This window comes from Geopseudomonas aromaticivorans, assembly GCF_019097855.1.
Taxonomy (GTDB): Bacteria; Pseudomonadota; Gammaproteobacteria; order Pseudomonadales; family Pseudomonadaceae; genus Geopseudomonas; species Geopseudomonas aromaticivorans.
On the sequence record NZ_JAHRGL010000071.1, the window covers coordinates 99,617 to 114,250 of the forward strand.

Annotated in this window: 15 protein-coding genes; 6 read left to right on the forward strand and 9 right to left on the reverse strand. The window is 70.8% G+C overall.

What is annotated here, in order from left to right; all coding sequences use genetic code 11:
* Nucleotides 1–31: 31 nt before the first annotated feature.
* Nucleotides 32–946 (reverse strand): histone deacetylase family protein, encoded by a 915-nt coding sequence (locus KRX52_RS18985; protein WP_217683411.1) that lies wholly within the window; start codon nt 944–946, stop codon nt 32–34.
* A 321-nt stretch (nt 947–1,267) separates the two neighbouring features.
* Between KRX52_RS18985 and KRX52_RS18990 the strand changes: the two genes are divergently transcribed.
* Both KRX52_RS18990 and KRX52_RS18995 read left to right on the forward strand, forming a co-directional pair.
* On the forward strand, nt 1,268–2,143 hold the full coding sequence (locus tag KRX52_RS18990; protein ID WP_217683288.1) for an acyl-CoA thioesterase: 876 nt from the start codon (nt 1,268–1,270) through the stop codon (nt 2,141–2,143).
* 4 nt (nt 2,144–2,147) lie between these two features.
* Complete coding sequence (locus KRX52_RS18995; RefSeq protein ID WP_437439719.1) at nt 2,148–2,762, forward strand: HAD family hydrolase; 615 nt, start codon at nt 2,148–2,150, stop codon at nt 2,760–2,762.
* 28 nt (nt 2,763–2,790) lie between these two features.
* On the opposite strand, the gene ypfJ is transcribed toward KRX52_RS18995, so the two are convergent.
* Nucleotides 2,791–3,648 carry a KPN_02809 family neutral zinc metallopeptidase gene (gene ypfJ / locus KRX52_RS19000; RefSeq protein ID WP_217683289.1) on the reverse strand — a complete coding sequence of 286 codons (858 nt, stop codon included), beginning with the start codon at nt 3,646–3,648 and terminating at the stop codon, nt 2,791–2,793.
* Nucleotides 3,649–3,850: 202 nt separating this feature from the next.
* On the opposite strand from ypfJ, the gene KRX52_RS19005 reads away from it, so the two are divergent.
* Nucleotides 3,851–6,316 (forward strand): cation-translocating P-type ATPase, encoded by a 2,466-nt coding sequence (locus tag KRX52_RS19005; protein WP_217683290.1) that lies wholly within the window; start codon nt 3,851–3,853, stop codon nt 6,314–6,316.
* Here KRX52_RS19005 and KRX52_RS19010 read toward each other — a convergent pair.
* Together KRX52_RS19010 and KRX52_RS19015 are read right to left on the reverse strand one after the other, a co-directional pair.
* Entirely contained in the window at nt 6,313–6,915 is a 603-nt protein-coding gene (locus KRX52_RS19010) for a diheme cytochrome c (protein WP_217683291.1), read from the reverse strand. The genes KRX52_RS19005 and KRX52_RS19010 overlap by 4 nt on opposite strands.
* A 12-nt stretch (nt 6,916–6,927) precedes the next feature.
* Nucleotides 6,928–7,329: a DUF1924 domain-containing protein gene (locus tag KRX52_RS19015; protein WP_217683292.1), complete on the reverse strand. Its 402-nt coding sequence runs from the start codon at nt 7,327–7,329 to the stop codon at nt 6,928–6,930.
* A gap of 145 nt (nt 7,330–7,474) precedes the next feature.
* Here KRX52_RS19015 and KRX52_RS19020 point away from each other — a divergent pair, with 145 nt between their 5' ends.
* From KRX52_RS19020 to KRX52_RS19030, 3 genes are all read left to right on the forward strand, one after another.
* On the forward strand, nt 7,475–9,025 hold the full coding sequence (locus KRX52_RS19020; protein WP_217683293.1) for a 2Fe-2S iron-sulfur cluster-binding protein: 1,551 nt from the start codon (nt 7,475–7,477) through the stop codon (nt 9,023–9,025).
* Nucleotides 9,026–9,282: 257 nt separating this feature from the next.
* Nucleotides 9,283–9,621, forward strand: a complete 339-nt coding sequence (locus KRX52_RS19025) for a hypothetical protein (RefSeq protein ID WP_217683294.1) — start codon at nt 9,283–9,285, stop codon at nt 9,619–9,621.
* 135 nt (nt 9,622–9,756) lie between these two features.
* The gene (locus KRX52_RS19030; protein WP_217683295.1) at nt 9,757–9,903 is read left to right on the forward strand and encodes a lmo0937 family membrane protein; all 147 of its coding nucleotides are present in this window, start codon (nt 9,757–9,759) and stop codon (nt 9,901–9,903) included.
* Nucleotides 9,904–9,907: 4 nt separating this feature from the next.
* On the opposite strand, the gene KRX52_RS19035 is transcribed toward KRX52_RS19030, so the two are convergent.
* From KRX52_RS19035 to KRX52_RS19055, 5 genes are all read right to left on the reverse strand, one after another.
* Nucleotides 9,908–10,249: an FKBP-type peptidyl-prolyl cis-trans isomerase gene (locus KRX52_RS19035; RefSeq protein ID WP_217683296.1), complete on the reverse strand. Its 342-nt coding sequence runs from the start codon at nt 10,247–10,249 to the stop codon at nt 9,908–9,910.
* A gap of 48 nt (nt 10,250–10,297) precedes the next feature.
* Nucleotides 10,298–10,651, reverse strand: coding sequence for a YkgJ family cysteine cluster protein (locus KRX52_RS19040; RefSeq protein ID WP_217683297.1), 354 nt, complete (start codon nt 10,649–10,651; stop codon nt 10,298–10,300).
* Between the two features lie 113 nt (nt 10,652–10,764).
* On the reverse strand, nt 10,765–12,129 hold the full coding sequence (chrA, locus tag KRX52_RS19045; RefSeq protein WP_217683298.1) for a chromate efflux transporter: 1,365 nt from the start codon (nt 12,127–12,129) through the stop codon (nt 10,765–10,767).
* Between the two features lie 64 nt (nt 12,130–12,193).
* Nucleotides 12,194–13,270, reverse strand: a complete 1,077-nt coding sequence (trmA, locus tag KRX52_RS19050) for a tRNA (uridine(54)-C5)-methyltransferase TrmA (protein ID WP_217683299.1) — start codon at nt 13,268–13,270, stop codon at nt 12,194–12,196.
* A 214-nt stretch (nt 13,271–13,484) separates the two neighbouring features.
* Nucleotides 13,485–14,612: a methyltransferase gene (locus KRX52_RS19055; protein ID WP_217683300.1), complete on the reverse strand. Its 1,128-nt coding sequence runs from the start codon at nt 14,610–14,612 to the stop codon at nt 13,485–13,487.
* Between the last annotated feature and the right edge of the window lie 22 nt (nt 14,613–14,634).

A 14,634-nucleotide genomic window follows, 5' to 3' on the forward strand; every position in this document is an offset into this window, starting at 1 on the left:
CCGGGAGAGGGGGGAAGGGCGCACCCTGCGTTCAGGTCATGCCGAATTCCTGCCAGATCCGCGCCGCGCTGTGCTGGAGGATGCCGTGGCGGCGCGCCAGCACGCGGCGGTCGCGGTCGTAGCCGCCGCCGATCAGCCCGGCCACCGGGATGTCGCGCTCCAGGCAATGGCGCAGCACCGCCGTGTCGCGGGCGGCGATCCCGGCGTCGCTGAGTTCGAGCAGGCCGAGGGCGTCGTCCTTGTGCACGTCCACCCCGGCGTCGTACAGCACCAGGTCCGGCTGGTAGACCGGCAGCAGGTAGTCCAGCGCATCGTCGACGGTCTTCAGGTAGCCGGCATCGCCCAGTCCCGCCGGCAGGGCGATGTCCCAGTCGCTGTGCGCCTTGCTGGCCGGGAAGTTGCGCTCGCAGTGCAACGACACGGTCACCGCGCCGGCGCAGCCGGCCAGCAGACGCGCGGTGCCGTCGCCCTGGTGCACGTCGCAGTCGAAGATCAGCACCCGGCCCACCCGCCCGCTGGCCAGCAGGTAGCGGGCGATCACCGCCAGGTCATTGAAGATGCAAAAACCGGAGGGCTGGTCGTAGTGGGCGTGGTGGGTGCCGCCCGCCAGGTTGCAGGCCAGGCCATGCTGCAGCGCCAGCTCGGCGGTCAGCAGCGAGCCGCCCACCGCGCGCACCGTGCGCCGCGCCAGCGCCGCGCTCCACGGCAGGCCGAGGCGGCGCTGCTCCTCGCGCGGCAGCTCGCCGGCCAGGTAGCGGGCGATGTAGGCCGGATCGTGGGCCAGGGCGAGGATGTCCGCCGGACACAGTGCGGGTTGGTGGTAGACCGCCGCCGGCAGGCTGTCCTGCAGGTGCTCGTGGAGCAGGCGGAACTTTTCCATCGGAAAACGGTGCTCGACCGGGAACGGCGGGCTGTAGTCGTCGTGATAGACCAGCGGCAGCGGCATGATCGGTGCAATCATCGAGGCAGGGCGGAACGGCATTATGCGCCGCGCCATGGCGAGCGGGAGAGGGCCGCGATGAACCAAGCAGCGCAGGGGCGGACCTGGCGCCAGTTGGGCCGCCCGCGCGGTTCGCCCGGCTGTCGGGCAATCGGCGGCTGTTTCGCTCCTGCAGTGCACGAATTGCCGGGAATGGCCGACAGCCGCCTGCAAAGGCTTTACCATTTCACCCTGGCAAGGCGCAGGTGGACGCTCGTCTGAGCGGTCATCCGGCCTACCCCCATTTGCGATGGCCGCCGCCCGTCGCGGCGGTACAAGGAGATAGCCATGAGCCGAGTGCTCGATGAGCTGGTAGCCCTGCTCAGTCTGGAAACCATCGAGGAAAACCTGTTCCGCGGCGTCAGCCAGGATCTCGGCCTGCGCCAGCTGTTCGGCGGCCAGGTGATCGGCCAGTCGCTGTCGGCGGCCAGCCAGACGGTGCCGGCCGAGCGCCACATGCACTCGATGCATGCCTACTTCCTGCGCCCGGGCGATGCGACCATGCCGGTGCTCTACCAGGTCGACCGCGTGCGCGACGGTGGCAGCTTCAACACCCGCCGCGTGCTGGCGATCCAGAAGGGCCAGCCGATCTACAGCTGCAGCGTGTCCTTCCAGTGCGACGAGGGCGGCCTCCACCACCAGGTCGAGCAGATGCCCGACGTGCCCGGCCCGGAAGGCCTGCTGTCCGAGCACGAACTGCACCGCCAGCGCCTCGCCCAGCAGCCGGACGGCGGGCGCGAGCGCGCGTACTTCGATATTCCGATCGAGGTCCGTCCGGTCAATCCGGGCAATGCCAGCCCTGCGCAGCCGCGCGCGCCGATCAAGTACCTGTGGGTGCGTGCCGACGGCCAGTTGCCGGACGTTCCCGCGCTGCACAAGTACCTGATGGCCTATGCCACCGACTTCGGCCTGCTGACCACCGCGCTGCTGCCGCACGGCGTGTCGATGTGGGATCGCTCGATGCAGGTCGCCAGCCTCGACCACGCGCTGTGGTTCCACCGCAACGACGTGCGGGTCGACGACTGGCTGCTGTTCGCCCTCGACAGCCCCTGGGCCGGCCACGGCCGCGGCTTCACCCGCGGCAGCATCTTCAACCGCGCCGGCGAGCTGGTCGCCTCGGCGGTCCAGGAAGGGCTGATCCGCCAGCGACCGGACTGGGCGTGACGCCATGGGCGGGTTGATCGAGCGGCTGCCGTTGCCGCAGTTGCGCCACTGGGTGTTCGACATGGACGGCACCCTGACCGTCGCCGTGCACGACTTCGCGGCGATCCGCCGGGCGCTGGAGATCCCGCCGCAGGACGACATCCTCGCCCATCTCGCCGCCCTGCCGGCCGAGCTGGCGGCGGCCAAGCACGCCTGGCTGCTGGCCCACGAGCAGACCCTGGCGCAGGCGGCGCGGCCCGCTCCCGGCGCGGTGGCGCTGGTGCGCACGCTGCACGCGCGCGGTTGCCGGCTGGGCATCCTCACCCGCAATGCCCGGCCGCTGGCGTTGATCACCCTCGAGGCCATCGGCCTGCTCGACTGCTTCGTGGTGCACGATGTCCTCGGCCGCGACGAGGCGCCGCCCAAGCCGCAGCCGCACGGCCTGCTGCAGCTGGCCGCGCGCTGGACGGTGGCGCCGGACGCGCTGGTGATGGTCGGCGACTTCGTCCACGACCTGTCCTGCGCCCGCGCCGCCGGGGCGCGCAGCGTGCTGGTCAATCGCTCGGAGAATCCCTGGCCGGAACTGACCGACCACTACGCCCGCGACTGCGCCGAGCTGCAGCGGATGCTGGAGGGCTAGGCGGCGTCGCGGCGGGCCAGGGCCAGGGCTACAGCCGCGAACTCTTGAAGGTGTCGCAGCTGCCCGGGTCGCCTTCGTCGAAGCCGACCCGGAACCAGCGCGCGCGCTGCTGCGAGGTGCCGTGGGTGAAGGCGTCCGGCACCACCTGGCCCTGGGTCTGCCGCTGCAGGCGGTCGTCGCCGATGGCGTTCGCGGCGTTCAGCGCCTCTTCGAGGTCGCCCGGTTCGAGCCAGTCGAGACGGCGCTGGGCATGGTGCGCCCAGACCCCGGCCAGGCAGTCGGCCTGCAGCTCCTGACGCACCAGCAGGCCGTTGGCGCCCTGCATGGTCGCGCCACGCTGGCGGGCGGCATTGACCTTGGCGGAAACGCCGAGCAGGGTCTGCACGTGGTGGCCGACCTCGTGGGCGATCACGTAGGCCTGGGCGAAGTCGCCGGCGGCGGCGAAGCGCTGCGCCAGCTCGTCGAAGAACTGCAGGTCGAGATATACCTGACGATCGCCAGGACAGTAGAAGGGCCCTACCGCCGCACTGGCGAAGCCGCAGGCCGAGCGTACGCTGCCGCTGAACAGCACCAGCTTGGGCGCCTGGTATTGCTCGCCGGCGTCGGCGAACAGGGCCTGCCAGGTGTCCTCGGTGTCGCCGAGCACGGCGCGGACGAACTCGCTGTGCTCGTCGCCCGCCGTTGCCGGCTGACTGTCGCCGGAAGGCTGCTGCTGCGCCAGCTCGCTGCCGATCTGGCCGAGGATCTGCAGCGGGTCCTTGCCCATCAGCAGGCCTACGATGACGATGGCGGCGAGGCCGCCCAGGCCGAGTTTGCCGCCGCTGCGCATGCCGCCCGCGCGGGCGTCCACCACATTGTCACTGCGTCGTGCCCGTTTCCAGCGCATCGTCAAGCTCCTCGGCGCGCCCGTGCGGCGCCATCGCTGTCTGCAGTGTCGCCGTTGCCGCGCCGGCCTGCCAGTCCGCTGATCAACCTTGCCCGCGGCCCGGCTGGATCCTGCCTGGCGCGCCGGCCCGGGCGCCACGCGGCGGCCATGCTAATGTCATGGCTGTCGCGGCCACGCCCGCAGCAGACGAGGTATTCGCCCGATGCGCCGTGCCATTCCTCTCGACCGCCTGGCGGGGCTGGAGTCGCCGGAACGCGGCCTGAGCGCTGCCGAGGTCGACCAGCGCCAGGGCTACGGCGCCAACGCCATCGTCGAGGACGCCGCCCGCCACTGGTCGGCCCTGGCCGGCGAGACCCTGCGCGATCCGATGCTGTGGTTCCTGCTCGGTACCGCGCTGCTGTTCGGTCTGCTCGGCGACCGCGCCGAAGCGCTGACCCTTCTGCTGGCGGTCATCCCGCTGCTGGGCATGGACGCCTGGCTGCACCAGCGCACCCGCGCCTCCACCGCCGGCCTGGCCAGCCGCCTGGCCGGCACGGCGCGGGTGTGGCGCGATGGCACGCTGCGCGAGATCGCCGCCCGCGCGGTGCTGCCCGGCGACCTGGCGCAGGTGGCTCCCGGCGAATACTTTCCCGCCGATGGCGTGCTGGTCGCCGGCAGCGAGATGTTGGTCGACGAATCGACCCTCACCGGCGAGGCCTTCCCGGTGCGCAAGCAGGTGCTGGCGGTGGCGGACCGTTTCCCGGCGGTGGCCGACGACTGCCACTGGGCGGCGGCCGGCACCCGCCTGCTCGCTGGCCAGGCGACCCTGCGCGTACTGCATACCGGCCAGGAGACGCGCTACGGCGCGATCGTCCGCGCCGCCCGCGAGGGCAGCCACGCGCGCACGCCGCTGCAGCAGGCCATCGCCGGCCTGGTGGCGACCCTGCTGTGGGTGGCGCTGGCGATGTGCCTGCTGCTCGCCGCGGTCCGCCTGGTGCAGGGCTTCGGCGCGGTGGATGCGCTGCTCAGCGCGGTGACCCTGGCGGTGGCGGCGTTGCCGGAGGAGTTCCCGGTGGTGTTCACCTTCTTCCTCGGCGTTGGCGTGTACCGCTTGGCCCGGCACAAGGCGCTGGTGCGCCGCGCGGTGGCGGTGGAGAACATCGGCCGGGTGACCTGCATCTGCTCGGACAAGACCGGCACCCTCACCGCCGGCAGCCTGGTGCTCAGCCATCGCCTGGCCGCGCCCGGCTTCGACGCCGCCAGCCTGCTGCAGCTGGCGCTGCAGGCGGTGCGCAGCGAGGCCGACGATCCGCTGGATGCCGCCCTGCTGGCGGCCGGCCAGGCGCCCGATCTGGCGCCGCACGCGGCGCTGTTTCCGTTCACCGAGCAGCGCCGCCGCGAGACGGCGATCTGGCCGGACGGGGCGGGCGCGTGGCGGGTGGTGACCAAGGGCGCGCCGGAAACCCTGTTCGCCCTCTGCGACTTGGACGCGGCGGCGCTGGCCGGCTGGCGCCGCCAGGTGGACCTCTACGCGGCCGGTGGGCACAAGGTGATCGCCTGCGCCACCCGCCGCCTGGCGGCGGCCGCGTGCCCGGCCAGCGAGCCGGCGCAGGGCTTCGTCTTCGCCGGCCTGCTGGCCTTCGAGGATCCGCTGCGCGACGGCGTGCGCGAGGCGGTGGCGGAGTGCCGGGCGGCGGGGATCCGCGTGGTGATGGTCACCGGCGACCACCCGCTGACCGCGCGCGCCATTGCCCGCGAGATCGGCCTGGGCGGCGGCGAGCCGAAGGTGCTGGTGGCGGAGCCAGGCTGCGAGTGGCCCGACGATGTCGACGTGGTGGCGCGCGCCATCCCGGCGCAGAAGCTCGAACTGGTGCGCGCGCTGCAGGCGGAGGGGGAGATCGTCGCGGTGACCGGCGACGGGGTCAACGACGTGCCGGCGCTGCAAGCCGCCGACGTCGGCATCACCATGGGCGAGCGCGGCACGCAGAGCGCCCGCGAGATCGCCGCCATCGTCCTCCTCGACGACAACTTCGGCACCCTGGTGCGCGCCATCGGCGAGGGCCGCCAGCTGTTTCGCAACCTGCAGCTGAGCTTCGCCTACCTGTTGCTGGTGCACATCCCGCTGGTCGCCAGCGCCACCCTGGTGCCGCTGGCCGGCGCGCCGCTGTTGTACCTGCCGATCCACGTGGTCTGGCTGGAGCTGCTGATCCACCCGACCGCGCTGCTGGTGTTCCAGGAGCTGGCGCCGGACGGGAGACTGGGCGTGCTGGCGCGGCGTGGCCCGGCGCGCTTCTTCTCGCGCCGGGCCTGGTGGGCGATTCTGCTGGGCGGCGCGCTGATCACCCTGGTGCTGCTCGGTGCCTGGTGGCAGGCCCTGGACGGCTTGGCGCTGGATGGCCAGGTGCTGGCCGAGGCGCCAGTGGTGACCCACGCCCGCAGCATGGCCATCGCCGTGCTGGTGGTCGCCAGCCTGACCATCACCGCCAGCCTGAGCCAGCTGCGCAGCGCCATGGCGCGCGCCGTCTGCGGGCTCGGCCTGGCTTCGCTGCTGCTGTTCGTCCAGCTGCCGGCACTGGCCGCGCGCCTGCACCTGCAGCCGCTGCACCTGGCCGACTGGGCCGTGGCGGCGCTCGCCGGCCTGCTCGCCGGCCTGATCGGCCGCTGGGTGCTGGGCCTGCTGCAGCGCTAGCGCGGGATCTTCACCTTGCCGAACGAGCCGCGCTCGGCATTGCGGTGGCAGGCCACGCAGTTGCCGGCGCCACCCACCGATTCGCGGGCGAACTTCGCCGCGCTGACCTCGTCGTGCCGGCGCTTGAACCAGCGGCTCTCGGTGATCCGCGGTTGCGCGTCGGCGCTGACGACGCCCTCCACCGGCAGGCGGTTGTTGCTGGACACCAGCAGCAGGAAGTCGCGGATCTGCTGCTCTTCGGCCGGATCCAGCGAGGCATCGCTGCCGTAGTGGTGGCTCAGGGTGTTCATGTGCTGTTCCCAGGCCTTGGGCGGCAGCAGGCCGGGCGGGTAGGCCATGTGGCAGCTGCCGCATTCGTTCAGCCACGCCTGCGGGGCGTCGGCCGGCACTGCCAGTTGCTTCGGCCGTTTGTACTGGGCTTGGACGGGCTGAGCGGGCTGGGCGTCCTGGGCCGCAGCGCTGTCGCGAGCCGGATGGGACCTGTGCGACTCATGGTGCCGATGGTGCTCGTGGGTTTCGTGGCTTGCGGCCTGCACGAACAGTATGCCCGCACCAGCCAGCATGGCGACCAGCGCCAGGGCGAGTCCTTTGCGTTGCATGGCGACCTCCGCTTACTGGCTGACGATCCAGGTGATGAAGTCGCCCTTTTCCTGCGCGGTGCACTCGCGGGCGAACACGTCGTTGCAGTTGCGGCGGAACCACTTCGCCACCTTCCGGGTGTCGGTGAAGCGCGTGGGGGTGACGGAGGGCGCCAGCGGCTCGATCTTGCGGAAGGCCAGGGTCTTGCCGGTCTGCTGCGGGTCCCGGGTGTGGCAGGTGGTGCAGCTCATGGTCTTGCCGTCCTGCTGCTGCTCGGCGAAGTACAGCTGCTTGCCGCGCTCGGCGGAGAAACCGACGAAGGCAGGGTTGTCCTGCTGTGCCTGCAGTTTGTAGGCCTCCAGCAGGGCTACGGGCTCGGCCAGCGCCAGCGAGCTGGTCAGGCCGAAAAGGAGGGCAATGCCGATGCGCTTCATGCTGTTCGATTCCAGAGAGGTGGGTGGCGCCCATCCTCCGCGCACTCGCTGAAGCCAACCTTAATCTTCGTGTGGGTATTTTCAGCCTGGCTTCAGCTGGGCCTGTCAGGCTGCCCGGCATAGTTCACTGAACGAGGAATCCGCCATGGCGGCGTTCAATCGATTGCGGGTGTTCCACTGGCTGCTGGCCGGCCTGTTCGGCGCGGCCTACCTGAGCGGCGACGATGGCGAGCTGCTGCACGTCTGGCTGGGCTACGGCCTGCTGGCCGTGCTGCTGGTGCGGCCGCTGCTCGGCCTGCTGCGCGTGCGCGGCTTTGCCGACCTGCTGCCTTCCCGCGCGCAGTGGCAGGGCGACCGCGTGGCGCTGGGCGGCAAGCTGCTGACTCTGGCGATGCTGGCCAGCATCATCGTCGCCGGCCTGCTCGGCCTGGGCATGGTGGACAACGGCGAGGTGCTGGGCGCGGCGTTGCAGCCGTTCTACCCGGCGACCCCGGCCAACCTGCTGGGCAGCGCGACGCCGTTCGACTTCAGCGCCTGGATCGACCAGGAGGAGGTGCACGAGTTCTTCGCCAACCTGTCGCTGTGGCTGATCGGCCTGCACGTGCTGTGGTTGCTGGCATTCCGCCGCCGTCTGGCCTGGCGCATGCTGCGCGGCACGCCGGCAGCGGCACCCGCACAGGCAGCGCCGTCTGCCGGCACGCCGGCGCTGGCGCAGCCGCTGACCGTCACGGCGGTGCACGCGGAAACCGCCGACGCCGCCAGCATCGAGTTCAGCGTGCCCGAGCCGCTGCGCGCGCAGTTCGCCGCGCGGCCTGGGCAGTTCCTCAACCTGCGCGTGCCCTGCCAGGAGCCGCCGCTGTGGCGCAGCTACTCGCTGTCGGCACCGGCCGAGAGCGGCGCGCGGCTGCGCGTCACGGTCAAGCGGGTGGCCGGCGGGCGGGCGTCGAACTGGCTGCTGGACCACCTCGAGCCGGGGGTGAGCCTGGAGGTGCTGCCGCCGGCCGGCCGCTTCACCCCCGCCTCGCTGGACGCCGACCTGCTGCTGGTCGGCGCCGGCAGCGGCATCACCCCGCTGTTCGCCATTCTGCAGGCGGCGCTGAGCCAGGGCAGCGGCCGGGTCTGCCTGTTCTATGCCAACCGCGACCGCGAGGCGACGATCTTCCGCCGCGAGCTGGAGGCGCTGGCCAGTGCCTGGCCGCAGCGTTTCAGCCTGCTGCAGTGGCGGGATGACCAGGATGGCCGCCTGGATGTCGCCGGCCTGAGCGAGCAGCTCGCTGCCTGGAGCCGCGCCGACTGCTTCATCTGCGGCCCTGCGCCGTTCATGGACATGGCCGAGGCCGCCCTGCAGTGGCTCGGCGTGCCGCCGGCGCGCCTGCACAGCGAGCGCTTCGCCGCCGCTCCGGCACGCGGCGAGGCGCCGGGCATCGCCAGCCAGCTGGAGGTGCGCATCGGCGGCCGTCGCCACCGCCTCGAGGTCAAGGCCGGCGAGGTGCTGCTCGACGGCATGGAGCGCGCCGGCCTGGCCACGCCGAGCAGCTGCCGCAGCGGCGTGTGCGCCGCCTGCCGTTGCCGGGTCACCGCGGGCAGCGTGGCGCAGCCGGGCAACCAGGTGCTCGGCGAGCGCGAGCTGGCCGAGGGCTGGACGCTGGCCTGCCAGGCGCAGCCGACCAGCGCGCAGGTGGTGGTCGAGTACTGAGTGGCGCCGCGGCGACATCGCCGGACCGGCATGGCCGGGTGGCGCGGCATAAGTGGCCCAGCGCACCGATGCCGCGTGGGATGGCTGTCATTGTTCGCGTATCAGGACCGCACCACCCGGAGCGGCGGCTACTGGGGGGCCGTCACTGCCGAAGGCGGTGCAGACGGCTCTTGTGGAGCAAAGTCGGTGGTGCGTTGTCTGATATTGAGCTGGCTCCGAGCCAGAGTGTTCAGCCGTCCCCTTCAGGAGGTTGTGCCATGAATAACTTGAGCATCGAAGGCTGGTACAAGAAAGGCGCCGAGGAACAGTCCACCCCGGTGGGTTTCATGGAGTTCTACGTCAGTGAGCCGGTGCATCTGCGTCTCGAGCAGGCCGAAGAGCAGCTGCAAAAGACCCATGCAGCCGAAGTCATGGTCGATGTCGACATGGCGACCCTGGACTTGAAGATTCCGGACGCCTGCGGCGCCTTGTCCGACTGCCAGTTCCGCGTCTACTTGAGTGACGACCAGCGCGGCCAGTTCCATCTGGTGGGGCATCTGGCGCGCGATGGCAGCCTGATCTATTCCAACGCGGTCATGATCGATCAACTCGGCTGACTGGCGGGTGCGCGCTGCGGGGCCGCGCCATTTCGCACGGCCCCGGCCCGGGGCGCAGGCACGGATGCCGGGTCCGCGGCGCTGGCCGCGTCCGGTCTGGCCCAATGCGGCCAGACCTTCACCGGAGATACCGACATGCTGATGACGATCGCGATTGTCCTGCTCGTGCTGTGGGTGCTGGGACTGGTGTCGACCTACACCATGGGTGGCTTCATTCACATCCTGCTGGTGGTGGCGATTGTGGTGATCCTGGTCCGCATCATCCAGGGGCGACGCTTGTAAGCCATCAATCGTCGCGGGTCAGCACTTCCAGCAGCTCGATCTCGAAGATCAGGTTCGAGTGCGGCTTGATGTGGGCGCCGATCTGGCGTTCGCCATAGGCGAGGTGCGCCGGTACGAACAGCTTGCGCTTGCCGCCGACCTTCATGCCCATCAGGCCCTGATCCCAGCCCTTGATCACCCGGCCGGTGCCGATGACGCACTGGAACGGCTTGCCGCGCTCCCAGGAGGAGTCGAACTTGGTGCCGTCCTCCAGGAAGCCGTCGTACTGGGTGGTGATCAGCGCGCCCTTGACGGCCTCCTTGCCGTCGCCCAGTTGAATGTCCACTACCTGCAGTTCGTTGTTCATCGATCTCTCTCGTTGCTTCGGGGGTTGGTCGCCGGTCCGGCTGTGGCGCTAGACCAGCACCTGACGGGTGGTCGCAATCAGCTCATGCACCTGCTGCTCGACCTGGGGAGGCGTCGGCGCTTGCGGTCCGCGGCCGCGGGGGCAGGGCAGGCTCACGGTGGTGCCGAACAGGCGACAGATCAGCGGGCGCTGGGCGTACACCTCGCAGCCCTGAGGGCCGAGATGGACGCAGTTCCATTCGGCCAGCGCGGCGTCGTGCGCGGCGGCGCTTTTCACCGGCAGGCGCGACATTTCCTCGGACGATGCGGTGACCGGCCCGCAGCAGTCGTGACAGCCGGGCTCGCAGGCGAAGCCCGGGATCTGCCGGCGCAAATGGTCGATCTTGCGGCTGGTGCAACTCATCGGGCGGCCTCTGTTGGAATCGCGGCTAGTCTACTCGCCCGCCCGGGCCAATCCCGCCCTGAATCGCTCCCGCGCCGTCGCGGCCGCCCAGTGGTTGCCCTGGGCCGTCGCCATCAGCGCAGCGCCAGATGCGCCAGCAGGCCGAGCAGTGCGCAGCCGCTCAGCACCTCGATCACCCCGCGCTTGAAGCGCAGCAGGGCGAGCGCGGCGGCCAGGGCGATCAGCGCCGAGGGCCAGTCGAAGCGGCCGCCGAAGCCCTGCGGCCACAGCACGTGGTAGGCGAAGAACAGCGCCAGGTTGAGGATCACCCCGACCACCGCGGCGGTGATGCCGGTCAGCGGCGCGGTGAACTTCAGCTCGCCGTGGGTCGACTCCACCAGCGGCCCGCCGGCGAGGATGAACAGGAACGACGGCAAGAAGGTGAACCAGGTGACCAGGCAGGCGGCCAGCGCGCCAGCGAGGAAGGCCTGCTCCGCCCCGAACAGCTGCTGCACGTAGCCGCCGACGAAGCCGACGAAGGCCACCACCATGATCAGCGGTCCCGGCGTGGTTTCGCCCAGCGCCAGGCCGTCGATCATCTGCGTCGGCGTCAGCCAGCCGTAGTGGCTCACCGCGCCCTGGTAGACGTAGGGCAGCACCGCGTAGGCGCCGCCGAAGGTGAGCAGCGCGGCCTTGGTGAAGAACCAGCCCATCTGCGTCAGCGGGCCGTCCCAGCCGTACAGCGCGGTGAGCAGGCCCATCGGCAGCAGCCAGAGCAGGGCTCCGACCGCGGCGATCTGCAGCAGGCGCGACCAGCGAAAGCGCGCGTGCTCGGGCGTCGGGGTGTGGTCGTCGATCAGCGCCGGGCCGCCGGCGTGATGCGTTGCGGCATGGCCGCCGCCGGTCTGGAACTTCTCCGGCGCCAGGCGTCCGCCGCAGTAGCCGAGCAGCGCCGCGCCCAGCACGATCAGCGGGAAGGGCACGTCGAGGGCGAAGATCGCCACGAAGGCGGCCGCGGCGATGCCCCACAGCCAGTGGTTCTTCAGCGTCCGCGCGCCGATGCGCTGCGCCGCGTGCACGACGATGGCGGTCACCGCCGGTTTGATGCCGTAGAACAGCCCGGCTACCAGCGGCACGTCGCCGAAGGCGAGGTAGATCCACGACAGGCCGATCAGGATGAACAGCGACGGCAGCACGAACAGCACCCCGGCGATCACCCCGCCGCGGCTACGGTGCAGCAGCCAGCCGAGGTAGGTGGCCAGCTGCTGGGCCTCGGGGCCGGGCAGCAGCATGCAGAAGTTCAGCGCATGCAGGAAGCGCTTCTCGGAGATCCAGCGGCGCCGCTCGACCAGCTCCTGGTGCATCATGGCGATCTGCCCGGCCGGCCCGCCGAAGCTGATGAAACCGAGCTTCAGCCAGAACAGCAGGGCGGTGAGCAGGCCGAGCGGCGCCGGCTGGATCGACGCTGGCGGCGCGCTGGCGGTGGTGGTTTCGGTCATCGGCGGGACTCCTTGGCGCAGACCGCCGAGCATAGCAGCGCCAGCCTGACAATCCGCTGGCAGGTCAGCGCCGCTGCAGCAGCACACCGCTTTCCATGTGGTGGGTCCAGGGGAACTGGTCGAACAGCGCGCAGCGCACGATCCGGTGGGTGTCGTGGAGCTGGGCGAGGTTGGCGGCCAGGGTTTCCGGATTGCAGGAGATGTACAGGATGCGCTCGAAGCGGCGGGTCAGCTCGCAGGTGTCCGGGTCCATGCCGGCGCGCGGCGGGTCGACGAACACGCTGCCGAAGTCGTAGCTCTTCAGGTCGATACCGGCCAGGCGGCGGAACGGGCGCACCTCGTTGAGCGCCTGGGTCAGCTCCTCGGCGGACAGGCGCACCAGCTCGATGGTGTCGATGCCGTTGTCGGCCAGGTTGGCCAGCGCGGCGTTCACCGAGCTCTTGCTGATCTCGGTGGCCAGCACGCGGCGCACGCGGGTGGACAGCGGCAGGGTGAAGTTGCCGTTGCCGCAGTACAGCTCGAGCAGGTCGTCGTCGCGTTCGCCGAGCACCTCATGGGCCCAGTTGAGCATCTTCTGGCAGACGATGCCGTTGGGCTGGGTGAAGGCGCCTTCCGGCTGGCGGTAGCGGAAGGTGCGCCCGGCGACCAGCAGTTCCTCTTCCACGTAGTCCTTGCCGATGACCCGGCGCTGGCCGCGCGAGCGGCCGATCAGGCTGACGCCCAGTTCGGCGGCGACGCGCTCGGCGGCGACCTGCCAGGCGTCGTCCAGCGGACGGTGGTAGCACAGGGTGATCAGCGCATCGCCGGCCAGGGTGGTGAGGAACTCGACCTGGAATAGCTTGAAGCCGATCACCGGGTCGGCCCAGGCGGCCTTGAGGCGCGGCATCAGGGCGTTGATGCGCGCACTGGCGATCGGGAAGTCTTCCAGCAGGATCGGCGTGTGCTTGTCGCCGGCGGCGAACATGGCGTAGTGGCGATCCTCGCCCTCGCGCCACAGGCGGAATTCGGCGCGCAGGCGGTAGTGCTCGGCCGGCGAGTCGAACACTTCCGGCTCGGGGGCGTCGAACGGCGCCAGCAGGGTCTCTAGGCGGGCCTTCTTCTCGGCAAGCTGGGCGGCGTACTGGGTCGGATCGTGGGGCATCGGTCGCTCGTCGGAGTGCAGGGCGAACGCGGTCGCCATCAGTCGGAATAGCCGGGCGGGCGCCCGGAAAAGCAGGCGCGCATCATACCAGCGGCACTTGAATCATTCGTAGGGTGGAAAACGACCGCAGGTCTTTTCCACCCTCGAGGCTGGCGGTGGAAAATCGCGGTGTGAGTTCTCCACGGGGTGGCCATCCCCCCCTGCGCATGCTGGCTCAGCCCTTGCGCGCCCGCAGGACGACGAACTTGGGCGTGGCGCCGACCTGCGTCACCTCGCGGAACAGGCGCTTGAGCTTGGCGTGGTAGCCGAGGTGGCGGTTGCCGACGATCCACAGTTCGCCGCCGCGCACCAGCGCGGCATGCGCCTGCTGGAACATGCGCCAGGCGAGGAAGTCGCCGACCACCTGCTGCTGGTGGAACGGCGGGTTGCACAGCACCACGTCCAGCGAGTCGGCCGGCTGCCCGGCCAGGCCGTCGGCGGCGCGCAGCTCCACCGGGCGCTCGCCCAGCGCAGCGCGCCAGTTCTCCTCGGCCGACTGGATGGCCATGAACGACTCGTCGAGCAGCAGATACTCGGCCTCGGGGTTGGCCAGCGCGCTGACGATGGCCAGCACGCCGTTGCCGCAGCCGAGATCGGCCACCCGCGCTTGGCCGAGGCCGGTGGGCAGCAGCGGCAGGAAGGCGCGGGTGCCGATGTCCAGGCCTTCGCGGCAGAACACGTTGGCGTGGTTGACCAGTTGCAGCGGCGGGCTGTCCAGCCGGTAGCGGGTCGGATAGGGCGACTGCGGCGCCGGCTTGGCCTCGGGGCTGGCGCTGAGCAGGCGGGCCTTCTTCACCGCCAGCGAGGCCTGCACCGGGCCGATGTACTGCTCGAGCAGCTCGCCGGCGGCGCGCGGCAGGTGCTTGACCATGCCGGCGGCGATCACCCGCGCGCCGGGAGCCAGCTGGCCGTGCAGGCGGATCAGCTGTTCCTCGAGCAGCGCCAGGGTCTTCGGCACGCGGATCAGCACCACGTCGAACGGCCCCGCGGCGCGCGCGTTGGCCGGCACGAACTGCACGGCGTCCGCCGCCAGCGCGTTGCGCGCCAGGTTCTTGTGCAGCGCCAGGGCGCCGAGGAACGAGTCGCCGCTGCTGACCACCGCGGCATGGGCGGCCAGGGCGCAGGCCAGGGCGCCGAAGCCGTCGTTGAGCAGCAGCACGCGGCTGCCTGCGGCGAGGCCCTGCGCATGCAGGTGCTCGAGCAGGTATTCGTCGGCGGCATCGAAGGCCTGCAGCGGGTCGTGGCGCTGCTCGGGCTGGCGCAGCAGGTCGAGGCTGGCGAAGGGGGTGACGAACTGGGGCATGGGCGGGCGATTTGCGCTATAT

Coding starts and splice junctions, on each gene's coding strand:
- ypfJ (WP_217683289.1), bottom strand. CDS start 3,648: ATGCGCTGGAAACGGGCACGACGCAGTGACAATGTGGTGGACGCCCGC.
- KRX52_RS19015 (WP_217683292.1), bottom strand. CDS start 7,329: ATGAAGCGCATCGGCATTGCCCTCCTTTTCGGCCTGACCAGCTCGCTG.
- KRX52_RS19020 (WP_217683293.1), top strand. CDS start 7,475: ATGGCGGCGTTCAATCGATTGCGGGTGTTCCACTGGCTGCTGGCCGGC.
- KRX52_RS19025 (WP_217683294.1), top strand. CDS start 9,283: ATGAATAACTTGAGCATCGAAGGCTGGTACAAGAAAGGCGCCGAGGAA.
- KRX52_RS19040 (WP_217683297.1), bottom strand. CDS start 10,651: ATGAGTTGCACCAGCCGCAAGATCGACCATTTGCGCCGGCAGATCCCG.
- KRX52_RS19035 (WP_217683296.1), bottom strand. CDS start 10,249: ATGAACAACGAACTGCAGGTAGTGGACATTCAACTGGGCGACGGCAAG.
- KRX52_RS19010 (WP_217683291.1), bottom strand. CDS start 6,915: ATGCAACGCAAAGGACTCGCCCTGGCGCTGGTCGCCATGCTGGCTGGT.
- KRX52_RS18990 (WP_217683288.1), top strand. CDS start 1,268: ATGAGCCGAGTGCTCGATGAGCTGGTAGCCCTGCTCAGTCTGGAAACC.
- KRX52_RS19005 (WP_217683290.1), top strand. CDS start 3,851: ATGCGCCGTGCCATTCCTCTCGACCGCCTGGCGGGGCTGGAGTCGCCG.
- KRX52_RS19055 (WP_217683300.1), bottom strand. CDS start 14,612: ATGCCCCAGTTCGTCACCCCCTTCGCCAGCCTCGACCTGCTGCGCCAG.
- chrA (WP_217683298.1), bottom strand. CDS start 12,129: ATGACCGAAACCACCACCGCCAGCGCGCCGCCAGCGTCGATCCAGCCG.
- KRX52_RS18995 (WP_437439719.1), top strand. CDS start 2,148: ATGGGCGGGTTGATCGAGCGGCTGCCGTTGCCGCAGTTGCGCCACTGG.
- KRX52_RS18985 (WP_217683411.1), bottom strand. CDS start 946: ATGCCGCTGCCGCTGGTCTATCACGACGACTACAGCCCGCCGTTCCCG.
- trmA (WP_217683299.1), bottom strand. CDS start 13,270: ATGCCCCACGATCCGACCCAGTACGCCGCCCAGCTTGCCGAGAAGAAG.
- KRX52_RS19030 (WP_217683295.1), top strand. CDS start 9,757: ATGCTGATGACGATCGCGATTGTCCTGCTCGTGCTGTGGGTGCTGGGA.